At 49.5% G+C, this 18,637-nt stretch carries 20 protein-coding genes and 1 pseudogene; 13 read left to right on the top strand and 8 right to left on the bottom strand.

Translation table 11 applies throughout. The features are described from left to right. Positions 1-69: 69 nt before the first annotated feature. The 4 genes and pseudogenes from ACH32G_RS03800 (at position 70) to ACH32G_RS03815 (ending at position 3,576) form a co-directional block, all read left to right on the top strand. The gene (locus tag ACH32G_RS03800; protein WP_448814008.1) at positions 70-1,911 is read left to right on the top strand and encodes a bifunctional homocysteine S-methyltransferase/methylenetetrahydrofolate reductase; all 1,842 of its coding nucleotides are present in this window, start codon (positions 70-72) and stop codon (positions 1,909-1,911) included. A gap of 78 nt (positions 1,912-1,989) precedes the next feature. Continuing rightward, positions 1,990-2,118 (top strand): annotated as a pseudogene (locus ACH32G_RS03805) (GNAT family N-acetyltransferase); the annotation flags it as partial. Between the two features lie 183 nt (positions 2,119-2,301). Beyond that, on the top strand, positions 2,302-2,928 hold the full coding sequence (locus tag ACH32G_RS03810; RefSeq protein WP_448814009.1) for a pentapeptide repeat-containing protein: 627 nt from the start codon (positions 2,302-2,304) through the stop codon (positions 2,926-2,928). A gap of 153 nt (positions 2,929-3,081) precedes the next feature. Further along, on the top strand, positions 3,082-3,576 hold the full coding sequence (locus ACH32G_RS03815; RefSeq protein WP_099745128.1) for a DinB family protein: 495 nt from the start codon (positions 3,082-3,084) through the stop codon (positions 3,574-3,576). Between the two features lie 187 nt (positions 3,577-3,763). Here ACH32G_RS03815 and ACH32G_RS03820 read toward each other — a convergent pair whose 3' ends face one another. Beyond that, entirely contained in the window at positions 3,764-4,627 is an 864-nt protein-coding gene (locus ACH32G_RS03820; protein ID WP_099745127.1) for an AraC family transcriptional regulator, read from the bottom strand. Between the two features lie 122 nt (positions 4,628-4,749). Between ACH32G_RS03820 and ACH32G_RS03825 the strand changes: the two genes are divergently transcribed. Then, positions 4,750-6,117 (top strand): MATE family efflux transporter, encoded by a 1,368-nt coding sequence (locus ACH32G_RS03825; protein WP_448814010.1) that lies wholly within the window; start codon positions 4,750-4,752, stop codon positions 6,115-6,117. Between the two features lie 37 nt (positions 6,118-6,154). On the opposite strand, the gene ACH32G_RS03830 is transcribed toward ACH32G_RS03825, so the two are convergent. Continuing rightward, positions 6,155-6,898, bottom strand: a complete 744-nt coding sequence (locus ACH32G_RS03830) for a squalene/phytoene synthase family protein (RefSeq protein WP_016938276.1) — start codon at positions 6,896-6,898, stop codon at positions 6,155-6,157. Positions 6,899-6,982: 84 nt separating this feature from the next. Continuing rightward, positions 6,983-8,824 (bottom strand): asparagine synthase (glutamine-hydrolyzing), encoded by a 1,842-nt coding sequence (asnB, locus tag ACH32G_RS03835; RefSeq protein WP_198698663.1) that lies wholly within the window; start codon positions 8,822-8,824, stop codon positions 6,983-6,985. Positions 8,825-8,999: 175 nt separating this feature from the next. On the opposite strand from asnB, the gene ACH32G_RS03840 reads away from it, so the two are divergent. Continuing rightward, positions 9,000-9,542: a DUF2777 family protein gene (locus ACH32G_RS03840; RefSeq protein ID WP_095241032.1), complete on the top strand. Its 543-nt coding sequence runs from the start codon at positions 9,000-9,002 to the stop codon at positions 9,540-9,542. Positions 9,543-9,784: 242 nt separating this feature from the next. Here ACH32G_RS03840 and ACH32G_RS03845 read toward each other — a convergent pair whose 3' ends face one another. Further along, on the bottom strand, positions 9,785-10,141 hold the full coding sequence (locus tag ACH32G_RS03845) for a YisL family protein (RefSeq protein WP_016938279.1): 357 nt from the start codon (positions 10,139-10,141) through the stop codon (positions 9,785-9,787). Positions 10,142-10,234: 93 nt separating this feature from the next. Next, on the bottom strand, positions 10,235-11,140 hold the full coding sequence (locus ACH32G_RS03850; RefSeq protein WP_016938280.1) for a fumarylacetoacetate hydrolase family protein: 906 nt from the start codon (positions 11,138-11,140) through the stop codon (positions 10,235-10,237). 216 nt (positions 11,141-11,356) lie between these two features. Here ACH32G_RS03850 and ACH32G_RS03855 point away from each other — a divergent pair, with 216 nt between their 5' ends. From ACH32G_RS03855 to ACH32G_RS03885, 7 genes are all read left to right on the top strand, one after another. Further along, a complete protein-coding gene (locus tag ACH32G_RS03855) occupies positions 11,357-11,575 on the top strand; it encodes an aspartyl-phosphate phosphatase Spo0E family protein (protein ID WP_016938281.1) in 219 nt (72 codons plus the stop codon). Positions 11,576-11,734: 159 nt separating this feature from the next. Beyond that, on the top strand, positions 11,735-11,956 hold the full coding sequence (locus ACH32G_RS03860; protein ID WP_003155135.1) for a spore germination protein: 222 nt from the start codon (positions 11,735-11,737) through the stop codon (positions 11,954-11,956). A gap of 12 nt (positions 11,957-11,968) precedes the next feature. Then, positions 11,969-12,208 carry a spore germination protein GerPB gene (locus ACH32G_RS03865; protein ID WP_198698660.1) on the top strand — a complete coding sequence of 80 codons (240 nt, stop codon included), beginning with the start codon at positions 11,969-11,971 and terminating at the stop codon, positions 12,206-12,208. A gap of 34 nt (positions 12,209-12,242) precedes the next feature. Next, on the top strand, positions 12,243-12,860 hold the full coding sequence (gerPC, locus tag ACH32G_RS03870) for a spore germination protein GerPC (protein ID WP_016938284.1): 618 nt from the start codon (positions 12,243-12,245) through the stop codon (positions 12,858-12,860). Then, entirely contained in the window at positions 12,857-13,033 is a 177-nt protein-coding gene (locus ACH32G_RS03875; RefSeq protein WP_016938285.1) for a hypothetical protein, read from the top strand. The genes gerPC and ACH32G_RS03875 overlap by 4 nt, the downstream gene beginning before the upstream one ends. Further along, positions 13,033-13,428: a spore germination protein GerPE gene (locus ACH32G_RS03880; RefSeq protein ID WP_047476744.1), complete on the top strand. Its 396-nt coding sequence runs from the start codon at positions 13,033-13,035 to the stop codon at positions 13,426-13,428. The genes ACH32G_RS03875 and ACH32G_RS03880 overlap by 1 nt, the downstream gene beginning before the upstream one ends. A gap of 39 nt (positions 13,429-13,467) precedes the next feature. After that, entirely contained in the window at positions 13,468-13,686 is a 219-nt protein-coding gene (locus tag ACH32G_RS03885; RefSeq protein ID WP_013351765.1) for a spore germination protein, read from the top strand. Positions 13,687-13,724: 38 nt separating this feature from the next. Here ACH32G_RS03885 and ACH32G_RS03890 read toward each other — a convergent pair whose 3' ends face one another. The 3 genes from ACH32G_RS03890 to sbcD are packed head-to-tail and all read right to left on the bottom strand — an operon-like array spanning position 13,725 to position 18,602. Continuing rightward, positions 13,725-14,024 (bottom strand): HNH endonuclease, encoded by a 300-nt coding sequence (locus tag ACH32G_RS03890; protein ID WP_188153886.1) that lies wholly within the window; start codon positions 14,022-14,024, stop codon positions 13,725-13,727. Between the two features lie 16 nt (positions 14,025-14,040). Continuing rightward, positions 14,041-17,433, bottom strand: coding sequence for an exonuclease subunit SbcC (gene sbcC, locus ACH32G_RS03895; RefSeq protein ID WP_448814011.1), 3,393 nt, complete (start codon positions 17,431-17,433; stop codon positions 14,041-14,043). After that, on the bottom strand, positions 17,430-18,602 hold the full coding sequence (sbcD, locus tag ACH32G_RS03900) for an exonuclease subunit SbcD (RefSeq protein WP_415272621.1): 1,173 nt from the start codon (positions 18,600-18,602) through the stop codon (positions 17,430-17,432). The genes sbcC and sbcD overlap by 4 nt, the downstream gene beginning before the upstream one ends. Positions 18,603-18,637: the final 35 nt, after the last annotated feature.

Here is an 18,637-nt window from a genome sequence, read left to right on the forward strand (position 1 = left end):
GTCTTCTTCTTAAGAAGACTTTTTTTATTTCTCTTTTTTCCTTGCTGAATGTGATGAAGGAGGCAAACAATGGGACTATTACAAGACTTAGAAGAACGGATTTTAATCGGAGACGGCGCGATGGGCACTCTCCTCTACTCCTACGGCATTGACAGATGTTTTGAGGAACTGAATGTATCTAAGCCCGATGAGATCAAGCGGATACATAAGGCATACGTGGAAGCCGGTGCAGATATCATCCAGACGAACACGTACGGCGCGAATTTTATTAAGCTCTCCAGATACGGCCTTGAGGATGAAACGAAAAAAATCAATCAGGAGGCGGTCAGAATCGCGCGCGCTTCCTCAGACGGCGCTTATGTATTGGGAACGATGGGCGGCATCCGCACCTTTAACAAAAACGCCTACAGCCTTGAAGAGATTAAACGCAGCTTTCGGGAGCAGCTTTATTTATTGCTGCACGAAGAGCCGGACGGCCTGCTTTTGGAAACATACTATGATTTAGAAGAGGCGCGCGAAGTGCTGAAGATCGCCAGAAAAGAAACGGAACTTCCGATCATGCTGAACGTATCCATGCACGAACAGGGCGTGCTTCAGGACGGAACGCCGCTTCGGGAAGCTCTCAGGTCAATTGCCGATCTCGGCGCTGATATAACGGGAATCAATTGCCGGCTCGGCCCGTACCACATGATTGAAGCGCTCACCGAAGTGCCGATTTTCCGTGACGCTTATTTATCGGTCTATCCGAACAGCAGCCTTCCGTCCTTAGAAGAAGGCCGGCTTGTTTATGATACGGACGATGCCTATTTCCGGGAAAGCGCCGTACAATTCCGCACTCAGGGCGCTCGCATAATCGGCGGCTGCTGCGGCACGACGCCCAACCATATCAGAGCCATGGCTGAAGCGGTGCGCGGACTTTCACCGGTCACTGATAAAGAAGTGAAAATCAGACGGGAAGAAGAAGTCATCTCCGTCCGGGATGAACGGACCGAGCCGAGTTTAAACGAAATCGCCGCGCAAAAACGGTCAATTATCGTAGAGCTTGACCCGCCGAAAAAATTGAATTTTGACAAATTTCTGCAAGCGGCGGCTGAATTAAAGGAAACCGGCATAGAAGCGCTGACGCTCGCCGACAATTCATTGGCGACACCGAGAATCAGCAATGCCGCCTGCGGTTCATTGCTGAAAGAGCGCCTTGATATCCGTTCTCTCGTCCATATTACATGCAGAGACCGCAACATCATCGGCCTTCAGTCACATTTAATGGGACTGGATACGCTCGGGCTTACCGACATTTTAGCTATCACCGGCGACCCTTCAAAAATCGGCGACTTTCCGGGGGCTACCTCCGTCTATGATTTAACGTCCTTTGACTTGATCAGGCTGATTAAACAATTCAACGAGGGCATTTCTTTATCGGGGAAACCGCTCGGCAAGAAAACAAACTTTTCCGTAGCGGGGGCATTTAACCCGAATGTCCGTCATTTGGATAAGGCCGTAAAACGGCTGGAGAAAAAAATCGAGTGCGGCGCTGACTACTTCGTGTCTCAGCCTGTCTACTCAGAGCAGCAGCTCATTGACATTCATCATGAAACAAAACATCTCAAAACACCGGTGTATATCGGAATCATGCCGTTAACGAGCAGCCGCAATGCAGAGTTCATTCATCATGAAATCCCGGGCATTAAGCTGTCTGACAGCATCCGCGAAAAAATGGCGCTCGCCGGCGAAGACAAACGGAAGCAGAAAGCCGAGGGCCTCGCCATCGCCAAGTCGCTTCTTGACACGGCGTGTGAACTGTTCAACGGAATTTATTTAATCACCCCGTTTCTCCGTTCTGATTTGACGTCAGAGCTCGCTGCTTATATTAAGCAAAAGGATGAAAAGCGGGCCGATGTATATTTACATTGATAATCAAGAGGCCGCCTGATGTGACAGGCGGCTTTTTATCACAGCAGAAGACACGGCGTACCGCGCGGCATGGCGGCGCTTGTCTGGTGCAACGCCAGATGTCACGTAAAGGGATATTACGAAAAGCTCGGCTGGCAAAGCACCGGCGGCCCCTTTGACATACCCGGCATCGGCCCCCATGTGATCATGTATAAAGAACTCTCCTGAAACAGAAAAAGCCCCCAGAGAAGCACCCTCTGAGGGCTTTTTCATCAGCTTCCGTATTGACGCCTCCCCGCTTTTTTATTACCCTTTGTTCATGAAGCAACATGCAATTCGGCAAGGACACCGGGTATGAAACGATATCTGTCAACTGCTGATCAGCTATTTTTTATGAAAAGGGAGTATGAGATGAATACGATCCAAAAACCGAAAATCCCGAAAGAGCTGCCGGTGCTTTCTTTCGCTGAAGCGCTTCAAGACGATCAGATCAAAGAAGCGGTCATTGAAAACGGCATCATAAGCGGCAAACTGCACGGCCTGCGCGCCGAAAAAGTCATTTTCAGAAATACCGTTTTTACAGATGTCTCTTTCAGACATATGGAATGTACGGATGTCTTGTTTGAAAAATGTGATGTTTCAAACGCAGATTTCAGCGGAAGCATCATCCATAGAACGGTCTTTCAGCATTCAAAACTTCTCGGCTTGAATCTGGCCGATTCCGCCATGCGCAACGTACAGTTTGAAGACTGCCTCGCAAATTACAGCTCCTTCAGCTATTCCAATATGAAGCATGTCCGGTTCGACACGTGCACTCTTACAGAAAGCGAGTGGAATGATGCCGCGCTTGAACACACAGATCTTGAGGCATGTGATCTGAACGGCGCAAACTTCATCGGCACGTCCCTTTTTAACATGGATATCAGCACGTGCACATTTGATCACCTGCATGTCTCACTTGAGAAGCTGAAAGGATGCCGAATCTCTCCGGCGCATGCCGTTACATTCGCAGAAGCGCTCGGGGCCATTGTGACGTGACCTTTTATCAAACGAAACGGCGTATACAGGAGGCCGGCTGCTCGGCATTGGTAATGTGGGGTGCGGCTTTTTATTTTGCGGCGCTTTCTACTCAGATAAAAGGAATTCTCCCAAGCCATGTTGAATGTATCGAAAGGAAAAGGGGGAATTGGAGTGTCAGACATTGTAAAGCTTTATCACTATCACAGATGGGCGAATAAGGAAGTCATCCAGCATCTGAAGACCGTGCCTCAGGCAAGCATACAGCAGAAACTGCAAAGTGTTTTTCCGACTGTGAACGCCGTGCTTGTGCATATATACCGGGCTGATTTCATCTGGCTTCACGTGCTTTACGGAGAAACTTACGAACAAATCGTCTCGCAATTTGACCAATTTGAAAAGCTCGACGGAGATTTTGCGGCGATTGAACATAGAATGACTGAGCTGGACAAAGAATACAAAGAATTTTTAAGAAAATTGGAGAACCCGGAAAGTCCGATCTCCATTTCCCATCCGCGTCTGGGATCGCTCCAGACGACATATGCCGATGTGATCCGCCATGTTGTGAATCATGGCACATACCATCGCGGCAATATAACGGCGATGCTTCATCAAATGGGGTATAAAGGCGTGCCGACTGACTACATTTTTTTTTCATACGAATCATAAAAAAGCAAAGGCCAGCTGAGCCTTTGCTTTTTTACTTCGAATCTATCATAAGGCATAGCTGGAAGCGCCTGGGGTAAGCTTTACAGGCCTTCCGGTTTTAAAAGATTCCGTGGCTACGATCCCGATTTCTAAGTTAATCGTGGCATCTTCATGCTTGCTGATCCCTCTTCTGTTCTCTGGTTTTAGGTCAGTCCGTTTTCCGGCTTACGAATTTGCGGTATTCAAGCGGCGAAATGCCTTCAATCTGTTTAAACAGCTTAGAAAAGTAGGTCGGGTCCTCCATGCCGATGGCGTCCGCGATCGCCCCCATTTTGTCATTGGTTGCGGACAAAAGACGCTTCGCCTCCGTCATTCTGACTTTGTTCGTATACTGGCCGGGCGTGACGCCGAGCACCTGCTGCATACAGCGGGTCACATAGTCTTGATTGTAATGAAGAGCCGAAGAGAGCGCTTTGATGGTTGTTTTCTCCTGATAGTGCTCCTGAAGGTACCGGGCGGCCTCCCATGCGACTCTTTCCTGTGCGGACGGTATTTGGAACGCTTCCTTTTGAAGGTGAAGCAGCAGCTCCTCAAACAAAATTTGCTTTCTCAGCGGCAGGTCGGAGTTCTCAGCGCTGTCATCTGTCAAGACACTGAATTGCCCGGCCATAAACTGCGGGCGCCTCACTTTTCCTTTTTGCGGCAAGGACAGGCGATAGCGGGCCGGCTCTTCAAAACTGCCTTTTTTCCGCCTCAGCTCCGCCCAGTTGTTACCCGCTGTTTCCGCCACCTCATAATCCGCTCCCTCAAAATGAAGCCACGAATAGGAGGTCGTTTCTTCACTGCCTTTTGTTCCGTAATGTTCAAGGCCGGGAGAGAGCAGAATATATTCTCCGGCTTCAACGGAAAAGGCGTTTTCGCTTTCTGTAATGTGAAGGACGCCTTCTTTCACATACAGCAGATCAAACACCGGGAAGACCCGTCTCACATGGGTTTCGCCTTTTTTGAACACCCCTTCTCCCGCAGCGATAAAGACCGGGAACGGAGGGACTGTGAACTCGAGAAAGGTCATATTTTCGGCCCTCCTTTTTAAGTCGGATTTTTGCAAGAAGTTTCGTTTCTATCCCTTTTTATTATAAGAAAATGGAGGTACACTGTTAAACGTTGATTTTGTCAGGAAAGGGGTTAAAAGAAATGAAACAAGCGCTTTTAAAACGGGCTGCATTCAAACAATCTTCTGATCACAAACTCTCATTATACGCGCTGACTTGGCCGATTTTTATTGAGGTTTCATTATATATGTTTATGGGAAACGCCGACACTCTTATGCTTAGCCAATACTCTGACAACAGTGTGGCGGCCGTGGGCGTCAGCAATCAGATCTTAAATTTAATTATCGTGATGTTTAGCTTTATCGCAACGGGTACGACAATTGTGATTTCGCAGTTTTTAGGCTCTAAACAGAAAAAAGAAGCGCAGGAAGTGGCTTATGTATCGATAGGAGCGAACTTCGTCATCAGTCTCGCCATCAGCGCCGCCGTGTTTTTCGCGGCCGTTCCGCTGCTTCATGTCATGGGTCTTTCCGATGAATTGATGCCGGATGCCAAAGTCTTTTTGCAGGTGGTCGGCGGGCTGTCATTTATTCAGGCACTGATTATGACGTTCAGCGCCATTTTAAAAAGCTACGGCCATACGAAAGATACGATGTTCGTTACGATTGGGATGAATATATTAAATATTGCCGGAAACTTTCTTGTCATTTTCGGGCCGCTCGGCCTGCCGGTGCTGGGCGTCGCCGGAGTTGCGATGTCAACGTCCATCGCACGGATCATCGGACTGATCGCTATGGTTGTGATCGTCAAAAAACGTATCGGACTCGGTCTGACATGGAAAAAGATCTTTCATGTTCATAAAGAGCACTTGCGGAAACTCCTGAAAATCGGGATTCCGTCTGCAGGTGAACAGCTGTCTTATAACATTTCACAAATGGTTGTCACTTATTTTATCGCCATTATGGGCGCCCAGGCGCTTACAACAAAGGTATATACACAAAACATCACCATGTTTATCCTGCTGTTTGGAACGGCGATCAGCCAAGGCACTCAGATTTTGATCAGCAGGTACATCGGCGCCAAACAGTTTGACGACGCTTATGACCGCTGTATGAAAAGCCTGTACTGGGCGCTTGGCATTGCCGCAATGACATCGGTTATCATGACCTTGTTTTCAAAGCAGCTGATCGGAATTTTCACAAGCAGCCCTGATATTATTGCGACGGCGAGCATGCTGATTGCCATGACGATCATTCTTGAGCCCGGCCGTTCATTTAATGTCATTATCATCAACTCGCTCCGGGCTGCCGGAGATGCAAAATTCCCCGTCTATATGGCGATGATTTCCATGTGGGGCATCGGTCTGCCTCTCGCTTACCTGTTCGGCATCCATTTCGGATTGGGTCTTATGGGGATTTGGATTTCATTTATCGCGGATGAATGGGTCAGAGGCATTCTCATGTACAGAAGATGGCGGTCACGGATTTGGATTCAAAAAGGGATTGCATAAACGCCCGAAGCTTCATTATGAAGCCGGGGCGTTTTTTTTATGCTTGAGAAAGCCGTTTTCTCATGCTTTCGAGCTCTGACCGGTAATGAGTCAGCAAACCGGTAACGGCGGGCCTTGAGTATAACGGAAACAGCTCCAGCTCTTCAGACGCCTCCTCAAAATACGCCTCGGCTTCGAATGCGATATACTCCCATACATTCACAAAAGCTTTGTTGATCGTGCAGTTCTCCAGCTCTTCTTCCGTATAGCCGAATTGCGCCATCACCTGACGCGGAAGGCGCTTTTTCATCCGCTCATCCGCACAGACCCCGATGAGAACCCGGCTCAGCTGAATGGCAGCTCCTAATGAAACGGCTGCATGGCGGAGTTTCTCTTGATTTCGGCGAGCGCAAACCGGCAGCAGAAGTAGGCCGAGGGCTCCGCCTGTTTGGCCCGCGTACATCAGCAGGTCGTCAAACTCTTGGCAGGTCTCTTTTTCTCTGTCAGACCTTTGACCGGCGATAAACTCACGTAACGGTTCTTCTTCGAGTGCAAATTGCTGCTTCACATCGGCGAGCGCTTTCCACAAAAAGCCGTCGGCGCCTGTCCCGTTCATAAAGTCTTGTGCTGCCTGTTCAAATCCCTCAAACTCCCGGACATCCGCAAGCTGCTCAGCTTCATGAAACAAAGCCAGCACCGCCCACGCGGCCCCTCTGTTTTTTGGGGGCAGAGATGAAAAGATCCGTTTATATAAAGGAAAGTGCGCCTCGGCAAGCTGCGCGCATGTTTCGTATTCGGTCATGGTATCACTCCTCTGTTTTTTAGTGTACCATATGTTTCACAATAAAAAGACCGATATCCTCAGCGGAAACCGGTCGCGGCACTGTTATTCTTCTATATCGATACGATACGCCTCAAACCATGTATGGATCTGGGCAAGATGGGCGATCAGCTGCGGGCCTTTCATCAGCTGGCCGAACCACGGAACCTGAAAAGACGAACCCTCTGTCTCCAGCAGCATTTCCAGCTTCTTTCTGTCCAGCAGGGTGTGAAGCACGGAATCTTTATGCTGCAAAATCGTTTTCAGCCACTCTGTGACCCCTTGTGTGTATTTCGGATGGTGGGTTTTCGGATAAGGGCTTTTTTTGCGGTACAGAACCTCTTCCGGAAGCAGCCCTTCAAGCGCCTTCCGCAAAATGCCTTTTTCCCTGTTGCCGTGCATTTTCATTTCCCAAGGGATGTTCCAGACGTATTCTACAAGTCTGTGATCGGCGAACGGCACCCGCACTTCCAGACTTGCCCCCATGCTCATGCGGTCTTTGCGGTCGAGCAGATTTGTCATAAACCAAAGCATATTTAAGTAGAAAAGCTGCCGTCTCGCTTTGTCTATTCCCGTCTCACCGTCTAACAGCGGCGTTTCCGCAATGGTTTCTTCATATCTCGCATTCACGTATTCTCTTAGGTTCAGCCGTTTTTGCCATTTTTCGTCCAAGAGGGTGATTCTCTCCTCAGTGGATCTCATCCAAGGAAATCCGTCTTCTTCCGCCGCGGTGTGAAACCATGGATATCCGCCGAAAATTTCGTCCGCGCATTCCCCGGAAAGGCTCACGACAAAATCTTTTTTAATTTCACGGCAGAACCACAGCAGCGAGGAATCAACATCCGCCATGCCCGGCAGGTCTCTGACGAGAACGGATTCCTCCAGATGTTCAACCAGCTCATCCTGCGTAATCACACACTTATGGTGCTGTGTGCCGAATGCAGCTGTCATTTTATCGATCCACGGGCCGTCATCATTCGGCTGAAATGAACTCGCTTTAAAGAATTTGCCGTTCTCCTCATAATCAATGGAATAAGTATGGAGGGGGTCTCTGCCTTCTTTCTCAAAATGAGCGGCGGCTATCGCGGTAATCGCGCTCGAATCAAGCCCCCCGGACAAAAACGTGCAAACCGGCACGTCAGATACGAGCTGGCGCGTTACTGCATCCTGAAATAAGTACCGAATGTGAGCTGCGGTGTCATCGAAGCTGTCTGTATGCTTTTCGCTTTTTACATTCCAATAACGCCATATGGACAAACCGTCCTTTGAAAAAGTGAACGCATGAGCGGGACGCACCTCGTGAATTCCTTTAAATACCCCGCAGCCCGGTGTTCTGGACGGCCCGAGCCCGAAAACTTCCGCAAGTCCGCTGCTGTCTGTGCGGGCTTTCACATCCGGATGGGCAAGGATGGCCTTCAATTCCGATCCAAACAGAAAGGAAGAGCCGTGTTCTTTATAAAAAAACGGTTTGACGCCGAGCCGGTCTCTTGCCCCAAACAGCCGCTCCCGTTTTTCATCCCAGATGGCAAAAGCGTAAATACCGTTTAAGCGGTCAACGCACTCCTCCCGCCACTCAATATAGCTGTGCAGCAGCACTTCTGTATCAGAGGTCCGCTCAAAACGGTGGCCCCTCGCCTGCAGCTCCCTCCTCAATTCTTCCGTATTATACAGCTCGCCATTATAAATGATGGTGTATGTTTCCCCTTGATGCGTGCAGCCCATCGGCTGGCGGCCGCCTTCAATATCTACGACCGAAAGTCGTTTATGTCCGAATAAAACATGGGGCTCTCCCCAGACGTTTGAATCATCAGGCCCTCGTTTTGAAAGAGTGTCTATCATATTGTTCATAATATGTTTCTCTTGGACGAGCTGCTTTTGAAAATCGACCCAACCCGCAATTCCACACATGTGATATCAGCTCCAATCCCGTTTCTGTCGGTATCAAATTCGTTTCTATCAGCACTTTACCCAGTTTATGCAAAGAAACGCAGATAGTTGATTTGTCCCACTAAGAGTTGTATGAGACAAGCCTGATTTGGAAAGAACGGAAGAGAAGAAACAAACAAAGGAGACCGGCACGGATATGAAACGAAAACAGCTTTTCTCAGAAAAAAACAAATGGGGGCGCGGCACTCTGATAATAGAAGACGGCATCTGTCTCGTCGAAAACGATGAGGGCGATATCCTGCTGGCAGACAGTCTAGGAAACGCAGCCGTCTTGATGAAACGTGACGGCAGATGGCAGCCGGCCCAGATTCACGGCGCTTCAGCCGAAATCGGCGCAGACACGGTTGCCCTGTTCGGCGGAGAAGAGATCCGGTATGAGAAGGCAGTCAAACGGCCGCTGTTAACCTTGCTCGATTCGCTGGACGATGAAACGTTTCTGCTGTTTCTCAGCCATCTGCACGGGTTCGGCCTGTCTGTATATGATTGCGTATTTTCCTACAATCAGCCGCTGTTTTCCGGTGACGGGGTCTCGTTTTATCACTTTTCGGCAGATGACGCCCAATGCGCCCTGCAGCATCACCGCGGCAGCCCGGGTAAGCATGACAGATTTGAATGGACGGCATCTGACGGGCGGCGCTCCATTATGTATTCAGCGGCCAAACACGGCGGAACAGCGTAAAAAACAGGCGGTGCCTTTTAAAGAGGTGCCGCCTGTTTTTTACGCTGATTGACGCCCGCTTTTACCCTTCACAGCCGTAGCTTTTGCGGTCACAAGAGTGATTGACGCTTTTGGCATCCTGCACATCTCCTTCGCCTCATCAGCATCCCCCTGTCACTGCATTTCTCATTCAGCGGCCCAGTTGCGCAGAATGTATGCATAAATAAAAAACCCGGATTGCATCCGGGTTTTCAAGCGATTGATTAAAATATGCGGAAGCCGATCGGCAAGTGAAGGCCGAGAAGCACCGTCAGGATGAGCACGATAATAAAACCGATCCACAGTCCTCCGGTCGATTTGCCTTTTTTCTTGCGGATGACGAGCATTTCCATCAGTCCGATGGTAATGATGCCGAGCAGCATTTTTCCGGCATACTCTCCGTTCCAATTCGCAAAACGGACAAACAGTTCAGCGCCGGTCAAAATAATAATAATGTAGAATAAGCGCAGAATCATATGCGTTATTTTTGCGCCCTTCGCTTTTCCGGAGCCGTACAGCCCGTAGCTGACAAACACCAGGATAAGCGCAACGACCCATGAAGTAATATGCCAATGTGTCATTATGTTCAATTCCCCCTATCAGATCAATCTGCCTCACTTATGGTACCACAACAAGCCGCTGTGAGCATAATCATTCTCAAGAAAAACACTCAATTATCCGATTTGGTTCGACAGCGTGCCGATCGGTTCAATTGTAATATCAATGCGGTCTCCCGGCTGTAAAAATGTCGGCGGCTTAAATCCTTTCCCGACACCGGACGGCGTCCCCGTCGCGATAATGTCCCCGGCTTCAAGCGTCATTCCTTTTGACAGCGTCTCGATTAATTCAGCAATCGGAAAAATCATGTCGCCCGTTGATCCTGATTGGCGCAGTTCCCCGTTGACCCGCGTTTCAACTTGCAGGCTTTGCGGATCACTGACAGCTGACTTATGTACAATAACCGGTCCCATCGGGCATGTCGTATCAAGGCTTTTGCCGATGAAAAACTGTTGATGCTTTTTCTGCAGATCGCGCGCTGTTATATCATTTACTATGGTATAGCCGAATATATGATCGAGCGCATGTTCTTTGGAGATGTGCGATCCGCTTTTTGATATGATAACCGCAAGCTCCCCTTCATAATCAAGCTGCTCCGTTACGTCCAAGTGGCTTTTCACCGTTTCTCCGTGACCCGTAACGGCGGTCGGGGCTTTTGTAAAGACCATGGGATGCTCCGGAATATCCGCCTCGCTTCCCATTTCAACGGCATGATCACGGTAATTTTTCCCGATGCAGATCACGTTCTTTGAAGGTCTCGGAATAGGCGCGCAGAGCTTCACGTCAGACAGCGCATACATAAATGAACCCGACTCATCATTCGGTTTTTTCGCCCATTCCGCAAGCTGTCCGGCATGATTGACAAACTTTTCCCCCTTTTGAATGCACTCGATCAGCGAACCCGGAATCGTCTCAAGTTCAAACAGTTTCTTTTCAGCCTTTTGCAGATCTAAGATTTTGTCATCATCAATGATCAGACCGACAAATTTCCGGCTGTTCAGTTCCCCTGTCGCAAATTTCATGTTAATCCCCCATCATTTTTAAATCTGGCATCTTTTATGTATTCTTTCTGCAGGCGGGAAATTCCTCTTTTGAACAGGCTGAATATCATCGTAAAAGAGTATCAAAAATTGTCACTTTTTTAGTCATATTGACGAAATAAAACCTTCCCAGCCAAAATAGGTTATACTATTATCATCCTATGTTTTCCAAAATAATCGAGAATTGGAGATCGCACGATGAACAGAAAAATTGAAGAAAAAAGATTGACTTTATTCGAGACAGCGCAAAAATTCGGAATCAATGCGACGGAGACCATCAGGTGCAGCCAGGAGCTGGACAGCCTCTTAAACGGGTGCCGGGGCGGGCTCATCCAACAAACGAAAGACGGCGGGATGAACCCGGCCGCACAGATTCAGCCGGATTACACAGCAGGAAAAAAACAGGCTTTCTCATAAACATGATATGTATATAGATCTGAACCATTTGTTTTTTTATGTCTAAAGTTTTTTCCGCTCACAAAAATGTGCGTTTGTCATAAGCTATTTTAGGCAGGCATCCCAAATAAGCTCCTGGAGTGTATTTCATTAAAATCTTCACGAAAAGGATGTGCTCGTATGCCCGCAATTGTCGGAGCGTTTAAAATTAATGCCGTCGGTACGAGCGGAGTCGTTCATATAGGCGACTGCATCACCATTTCTCCAAAAGCAGAGGTTAAGACATTTGCCGGAGCGGGCAGCTTTAATACCGGAGACAATCTCACACTGACGAATTACAGGAATTCAACGAATGTGTACGATAATGATGTAATCGATCAGCCGATGGCAGGTAACGCATAAAGGAGGCGCCGTATGAATTTTTACGTCAATCAGTCGATCCATATCAATTACATGCGTGTAGAATCTGTCAGCAATTCCTCCATACTGCAAATCGGGAGCGCCGGTTCAATTAAATCTCTTTCCAATCTGTATAACACAGGGAGTTATGTAGAGCCGGCGCCGCCTGTCACCGCGGGGCAGCAGACTGTAACAACAGGGGGAGGCCCCGGCGCCTCATCATTTGTACCGCTTCAGCCACCGCTAAGTCGGTAGTTTAATGAAAGAAACGAGACGCGAGGTGAATGTCATGTATGATCAATCGGTTTCATCCTACCTGCAGAATTTAAATTCCTTCGTCCAGCAGCAGGCGCTTCAGATTCAGGAGCTCGAACGGCAGCTGAAAGAATTTCAGAGTGAAATATCAACGCTGAAACAGCAGCCTTCCACAAGGATTGATCGGCTCGAGTATAAATTTGATCAGCTGAAAATTGAACGGCTGGAAGGAACGCTGAATATCGGATTGAATCCGACTGATCCGAATGCCGTGCAAAATTTTGAAGTCGGCCAGACATCTCCGCAGGTCGGAATGATGCAGCAGGAACAGGCGGGCCAGCAAATGCAGCAAATCCGTCAAAACGTCGATATGTACCTGAATGAAGAAATCCCCGTGCTGTTAGAACAGCTCGAAACACAGTATGAGAGCAGGCTGGACGAAACGAACAAATATCATATTATAGAAGATATCAGAAAGCAGATGGACAGCCGGATTAAGTATTATCTGTCCCAAGTCCCGAAAGAAGAAAACACGCCGCCAGCGCAATACGCCGAGCAGATTGCCGAACACGTGAAGCGTGATATTGTCAGGGCCGTCGAGCATTTTATTAAACACATACCAGGTGAAATGAAAGGTGATGATCCGTCATGATTTTTACAGTGATTAACCGGAATATTGAAGTCGGCGACATCCGGTCTACCGGTGTTTCCAGTTCAGCCTTATTATTAATCGGCGATACCGATTCCGTCTATCTGTCCTCCATCTTTGACACGCCTCCGGAATCTCTCATTATCGGGCCTCTTGTGCCGCTGGCGCCGGAATAATGTTAAAGCGGATTTCACGCCTCAGGAGCGCCAAAGTCAATGCAATCGGGATGGGGAGTGTTTTTCAAGCAGGCGATTCGAATGAAATCAATATGAAGGTCAAAGTATTGGCCGATCAGCGCAGTGTTGCTGTATACAGAGACGATGAGGGCTCGTTTAACACAAAAGAATACCAGATCTTTCGGCAGCCGGCCGTCATGCCGTTACCGGAAACGGGGGTTCAAAGTGCATTCAGCCATGAAAACCCTTCGATTCGGGTAAGAAATGTGAAAGTCCAAGGGGTAACGTCAGCGTCCGTGGTTCAAATCGGATCGACGTCGGTCGTGCTGGGCGATTCGAGGCTGAAACATATTAGGCAGATCGAGTCACCGAGCTCACAATCGCCGCAGACTTGACATATAATGACGGTGAGACTTCTATAAAGGGTGTCGTTTATGCCAGCAATTACCGGACCTATAGCTATCAATTCCATATCGGGCGGAGTCGTAAACTTTGGTGATTCCTTTTACCTTTCTCCAAAAAGCTCTTCTAAATCTGCGCTCGGTTCGGGAGCAGGCAATACCGGAGATTTCCTGTTATTAAACAACGTTGTCAATGCGACAAACTATATAGACCCCGATGTCAGCGATCAGAATGTGGCCGGAAACGCATAAAAAGCAGCCGCTCTTTAAAGAGAGGGCTGCTTTTTTGTTCAGCGTTTTTTTCGTTCTTTTGCTTTTTTTGTTTTCACAAGCTTTTCCGGCGGCTGTTTTCTGATCCATTTCACAAACCGCGCAAGTTTCGGATCATGCCGCAGCTCTTCTATTCCCGCAAGCCTTGCCGCAAGCTCCCGGTTCGTATAAAGGGCGTGAATTTGTTTATGGCAAGGGATGCAGAGCATTGCGGTCGGAAGGAATGTCCCGCCTTCTTCCTTAGGCGTCAAGTGGTGCTCTGTCAGCCGCACATGGCGGCGGCCGCATAATTCACATGTGCCCTCGGCAGAATCGGCCATAATCCCTTCTCCTTTCTTACATGATCTCCAACGTGACCCGGGTGCCTTTTCCGCCCGGTTCAGACGGATGAACGATTAATTTTTTCGGCAGGCGCGCTCTCAGCTCCTGCACATGGCTGATCACCCCGACGGACAAATTATCCGATTGCAGCTTTTCCAGCGCTGTGACAACGGTGTCTAAAAGCCCTTGGTCAAGCGTCCCGAATCCTTCATCTAAGAAGAAAAATTGCAGCGGGTATTGACCCCGCAGCTGAATTTGGGCGGACAAAGCAAGCGCAAGCGACAGCGATGTCAGAAACGTCTCCCCCCCAGAAAGGCTTGATACGGGCCGTTTGACGCCGCCGTTCGCGTCATCGCGCATAACGAAGCCGCCTTCTGAATCGACTAAAATGGCATACCGCTGCCTTGTCAGTGCTCCGAGCCGGGCAGAGGCGTCCCGGGCCACGCTTTCCAGCTGTTCTTCCGCTAAAAATTCGACGAATGTATTGCCTTTGCATACAGACTGCAGCTTATCAAGTCTGTCAATCTGTGTCTGCCAGCTTTTCAGTTCGACTTCAATTTCTTTAAAGCGCTTATGCTGTTTTTGCATAACCGCAAAGGCTTTTGCCTGGGCGCCCTTTTCCTCCATGGCTGCGGCTGACTCAGCCTCCGCCTGCTTCAGCAGAGAAACCGATGCTGTCCATTCTTCTTCCGTTACCCGGCGGTCAGCTAATTTTTCAGTGACACGGCGGATATTTGCCGAAAGCTGCTTTGAGGTGTCCAGAAACTCATCAATTTCTGTTTTCATTTCCTCCGCGCGGGTTTGCGGAAGCAGGCTTTTTTTGACTTGGTCCGGCTCGGCAAACCCGGTATCTTTTGATCTCACGCGCCAGTCATTTTGCGCTTTCTCAAGGGCGGATTCAGCGTCCCGCAGTGACATGAGACTTCCGGATTCCCGGCCTTTTGCGTCATTCAGTGATTGCTGAGCCTGCTTCAGTGCATCGAATAAGGACTGTTCTTTCGTTTTTAACAGCTGTAATTCCTGCCGCACCGCTTCAAGCTTTGCGGAAATTGATGTTTCTTCTGCTGCCGTGCCGAGCTCTTGTTCATACTCGTCAATCACCTGCTGCAGGCGCTCTGATGCATAGTGAAGCTCGAGCCGTTCCCGTTCAAGCTGATGCTTCTTCTCCTGCAGCCGCTCTTTTTCTTCTTCATGTTCCTTGAGAAATGCGATGCTTGTTTCAATGCGCTTCTCAAACTCTTCCGCCTGCCGGTCTTTATCGTCTATCGAAGCCTGCCAGGCGTCAACCTCATTTACCGGAATATCCCCGCAGACTTCGTTGTACTGATTTAAGCGGCTTTCTGAAAGCGATTCAAGCTCTTGTAATGAATGTCTGAGGCGCTCGGCTTCTTTTTCCTCATAGCGGATTCGTTCAGCCAGCTGCTCCGCTTGTTTCACCGTCTGCTGATACGCGCTGATCAGTCTCGTGACCTTCTCTTTTACCGACAGCATATCCTGCTTCATTTGTTTCCATTCCAAGCGGACGGCGCTGAACGCTTCATCAAGCGGACGGCCGCTGATGGAAGAAGCGGCTTCCAGCTCCGGGGTCCGGGCGCTTTGCAGGAACGGACATTCTTCGGTAAAACGCCCCGACTGCTCTTCTAATGCAACCTTGGCTGTCAGCACTTCCTGAGAAAGAGCCGCCGCCTCGGACAGCAGCGCTTCAACCTGCTGCAAACGTTCCTGCACATCCGTATCTGGCGAATGTGTTTCATGAGCGGAGCGCAGACGGTCATGCTGCGTCGAGCCGCATACAGGACAAGGCTTTCCTTCAATCAGTTTTTCCGATAATTCTTTTGTTAATGCAGCCGTTCTCGCTTCCTCTGAGCGCTTGCGCAGGTCGGCTTGCGTTTTGCCGGCCCGTTCGGCTGCGGCTTTTAGTGAACGTTCCGTTTCACAGACCATATGGTAAACGGTTTGAAGCGTTTGATAAGCGCGCGTAATGTCTTCTTCTTCCGTTTTCGCTTTTGCGCTGAGCGCCTCGCTTTCTCCGTTCAGCTTCTCCATGTTCTTCATCTGCGTTGTCAGATTGGCCCGTTCTTTCGTGATCTGTTCCTGTGTCTGCTGAAAGCCGGCTGACAGCTGTGCGGCGGTCTGGCATTTTTTCCGTTCATCAGCGGTCACCTGAACTGCCTTCAGCTCTTCTTTCAGCTCATTCTGCCTGTTTTGGCCGCGGATCAGGCGGTCTTTCACTGCGTTCAGCTGTTTCGAGGCGGCTTCGTATTCTTCCTCTTTTTTGCGGTGCTCCGCCTTTGTTTTTTCCGCTTCTTTTTTTGCTTCAAGCAGCTTTTGTTCAACGGCTGACAATCTTTGATACAATTCTTCTTCCTTGACAAGCTTCGGCTCTTGTTCAGCCTTATGAACCCGCCACGCTTCATAGGCTTCATTTTGCCGGGTAAATGAAGCGGTTTCCGCCTCTGATTTCCGTTTGGCCAGTTCGTGCTCCTGTTCGGCGCGCTGCTGCCGGCGTACGGCTTCCGAATAGCGTTCTGCATACGGCTCAAGGACGAGAGCGGTTTCCGCCTCTTTAAGACGCTCAGTCAAATCCGTGATATACGGGCGCCTTTCCTCAAGCTTTTCCCGGCGGCGCTCATATTCATCTCTTTCTGTCTGCAGGTTCCAAATCTCCTGGTGACTTTCAAAACGCTCTTTTGCCCGGACCCGTTTCTTCTCAGCTGCTTCAAGCCGTTCGTTCGCTTCGTGAAACTGCTGTTCCGCCTGCTTCAGCGCATCTTCTCCCGCGTCTCCGAGGCCGGATTGTTCGGCAAGCATTTCATTTTTTTTCGCCGCCGCTTCCTGCGCGCGCTTCCGCAGTTTTTTGACAAGCCTGTCCCCGTACTGTTCCAGATTAAAAAGACGCTGCAGCATATGTCTTCTTTCCGCGCCTTTAAGCGACAGAAACTCGGCAAACTTTCCTTGCGGCAGCACGACGGCTCTTGTAAAGTCGTCAATGGTCAGGCCAAGAAGCTCTTCCACCTTTTTGTTCACTTCATTCGCTTTATCAGCAAGCACGGTTTGTTCGTCTTTGATTTCAATTAAGCGGCAGAGGGCGGTTTTCACTTTCGTTTCATCCGTTCTCTTAAAAACGCGCTCGACCTTATAGGACACCCGGTGGCCTGATTGAAGCGCGAATGTAAAAGAGACGGCGAGCTGATCTTCGGCATGGTTCAGGATGCCGTGCGTATTATTTGCGGCACGCTCCACCTTTCCGTATAAAGCGAGTGTCATAGCATCAAGGATCGACGACTTCCCGCTTCCCGTCGGGCCGAAAATTCCGAACACGCCTGCTCCGGACAGTCCGGCAAAATCAATCGTCTGTTCCTCTCTGAAGCTGTGAAGCCCTTTTATCGTTAACAGAATCGGCTTCATGTCGCATCCTCCTCATCATCTGCTGACGCAAGCTCTAAAAACAGCTTGATCATCTCCTCATCCGGCACGGCGCCGCCTGTTTGTTTTTCATAAAACTTCTTAAATCGGTCCTCAATTGATATGTGCTTCACTTCAATCCGGTCATTGCCTGTCTCTTTTTCTTCAAAAACCGGCCTGATATGGATAAAGCCGGGATGCGCCTTTCGCAGCCGGTGAATTTCCTCAAGAGAAAGCTGATCCGTCAAATGGATATCAAGATCGATCCAGGCATTCCGGTCACGCCCTTCATCAAGCCAGCCGTGAACCTCGCTCAGCCCCTGCGCTTTCCATTTGACGAGCGGTTTACCCGAGGACAGAAAAATCTCTTCCCACTTCGCTTCTCCGCCAGGCTTCGCTTCTACCACCGTCACCGATTTGGCATAACCGGCTTCTGAAAAGCTGTATGCCAGCGGAGAGCCGGAATAGCGGGCAGCCGTTTTGGCGCGCTTAATCGTTTGCGGACGGTGGAGATGGCCGAGGGCCACATAAGCCGCATCAGCCGGCAGGCTTTCAGCGGCGACCGTGTAGGCGCCCCCGACTTCAATCGGACGCTCTGAATCGGTCTGATTTCCTCCCGCGACATAAATATGGCTCGCCGCGACTTTCACGGCATCATCCCGGCACAGACCGCACATGCGGGCAAACGCCTCTCTGATTTTCACATCGTAATGATCGCGAAGAAGCTTTTCCTCAAACGTATCAGACAGCACTTCGTTTAATCTCGCTTCTGACGGATAGGCCAGCGCAGCTACGGCTAACAGCTCGTCCGCCGACGGCACCTCAATATGCACCGGTTCTGTCCGCGGATAGCCGATTAAATGAATGCCCCGCTCATCTGTTAGCGGAGAAGCCGCCGCCAGCCTGTCAGGATTGTCATGGTTTCCGGCAATGACGACAACCGGGCGTTTTCCGCCGTCAGAAAGCGCGGAAAGACTTTCATAATACAATTGTTCAGCGAGCGCAGGCGGATTGACCGTATCAAATACATCTCCTGCCATAATGACCGCATCAATGTTTTCTTCTTTGACAATGGTATTCAGCTCTTCCAATACCTCGGCCTGCTCACTCAGCCGGCTTCTGCCTTCAAGCGTTTTGCCGAGATGCCAGTCAGCTGTATGTAAAATGCGCATACCGCATTCACCTCACTTTTCTGATAGAAAAAAAG

The organism is Bacillus sp. CIS52, assembly GCF_053545315.1.

Bases quoted from the DNA above. Each gene is read 5' to 3' on its own strand.
- ACH32G_RS03830 (WP_016938276.1), bottom strand. From the start codon at position 6,898: ATGACCGAATACGAAACATGCGCGCAGCTTGCCGAGGCGCACTTTCCT.
- ACH32G_RS03840 (WP_095241032.1), top strand. From the start codon at position 9,000: ATGAAACGAAAACAGCTTTTCTCAGAAAAAAACAAATGGGGGCGCGGC.
- ACH32G_RS03875 (WP_016938285.1), top strand. From the start codon at position 12,857: ATGATTTTTACAGTGATTAACCGGAATATTGAAGTCGGCGACATCCGG.
- ACH32G_RS03850 (WP_016938280.1), bottom strand. From the start codon at position 11,140: ATGAAATTTGCGACAGGGGAACTGAACAGCCGGAAATTTGTCGGTCTG.
- ACH32G_RS03820 (WP_099745127.1), bottom strand. From the start codon at position 4,627: ATGACCTTTCTCGAGTTCACAGTCCCTCCGTTCCCGGTCTTTATCGCT.
- ACH32G_RS03855 (WP_016938281.1), top strand. From the start codon at position 11,357: ATGAACAGAAAAATTGAAGAAAAAAGATTGACTTTATTCGAGACAGCG.
- sbcC (WP_448814011.1), bottom strand. From the start codon at position 17,433: ATGAAGCCGATTCTGTTAACGATAAAAGGGCTTCACAGCTTCAGAGAG.
- ACH32G_RS03825 (WP_448814010.1), top strand. From the start codon at position 4,750: ATGAAACAAGCGCTTTTAAAACGGGCTGCATTCAAACAATCTTCTGAT.
- ACH32G_RS03845 (WP_016938279.1), bottom strand. From the start codon at position 10,141: ATGACACATTGGCATATTACTTCATGGGTCGTTGCGCTTATCCTGGTG.
- ACH32G_RS03885 (WP_013351765.1), top strand. From the start codon at position 13,468: ATGCCAGCAATTACCGGACCTATAGCTATCAATTCCATATCGGGCGGA.
- ACH32G_RS03800 (WP_448814008.1), top strand. From the start codon at position 70: ATGGGACTATTACAAGACTTAGAAGAACGGATTTTAATCGGAGACGGC.
- ACH32G_RS03810 (WP_448814009.1), top strand. From the start codon at position 2,302: ATGAATACGATCCAAAAACCGAAAATCCCGAAAGAGCTGCCGGTGCTT.
- ACH32G_RS03880 (WP_047476744.1), top strand. From the start codon at position 13,033: ATGTTAAAGCGGATTTCACGCCTCAGGAGCGCCAAAGTCAATGCAATC.
- ACH32G_RS03865 (WP_198698660.1), top strand. From the start codon at position 11,969: ATGAATTTTTACGTCAATCAGTCGATCCATATCAATTACATGCGTGTA.
- ACH32G_RS03890 (WP_188153886.1), bottom strand. From the start codon at position 14,024: ATGGCCGATTCTGCCGAGGGCACATGTGAATTATGCGGCCGCCGCCAT.
- sbcD (WP_415272621.1), bottom strand. From the start codon at position 18,602: ATGCGCATTTTACATACAGCTGACTGGCATCTCGGCAAAACGCTTGAA.
- ACH32G_RS03860 (WP_003155135.1), top strand. From the start codon at position 11,735: ATGCCCGCAATTGTCGGAGCGTTTAAAATTAATGCCGTCGGTACGAGC.
- asnB (WP_198698663.1), bottom strand. From the start codon at position 8,824: ATGTGTGGAATTGCGGGTTGGGTCGATTTTCAAAAGCAGCTCGTCCAA.
- gerPC (WP_016938284.1), top strand. From the start codon at position 12,243: ATGTATGATCAATCGGTTTCATCCTACCTGCAGAATTTAAATTCCTTC.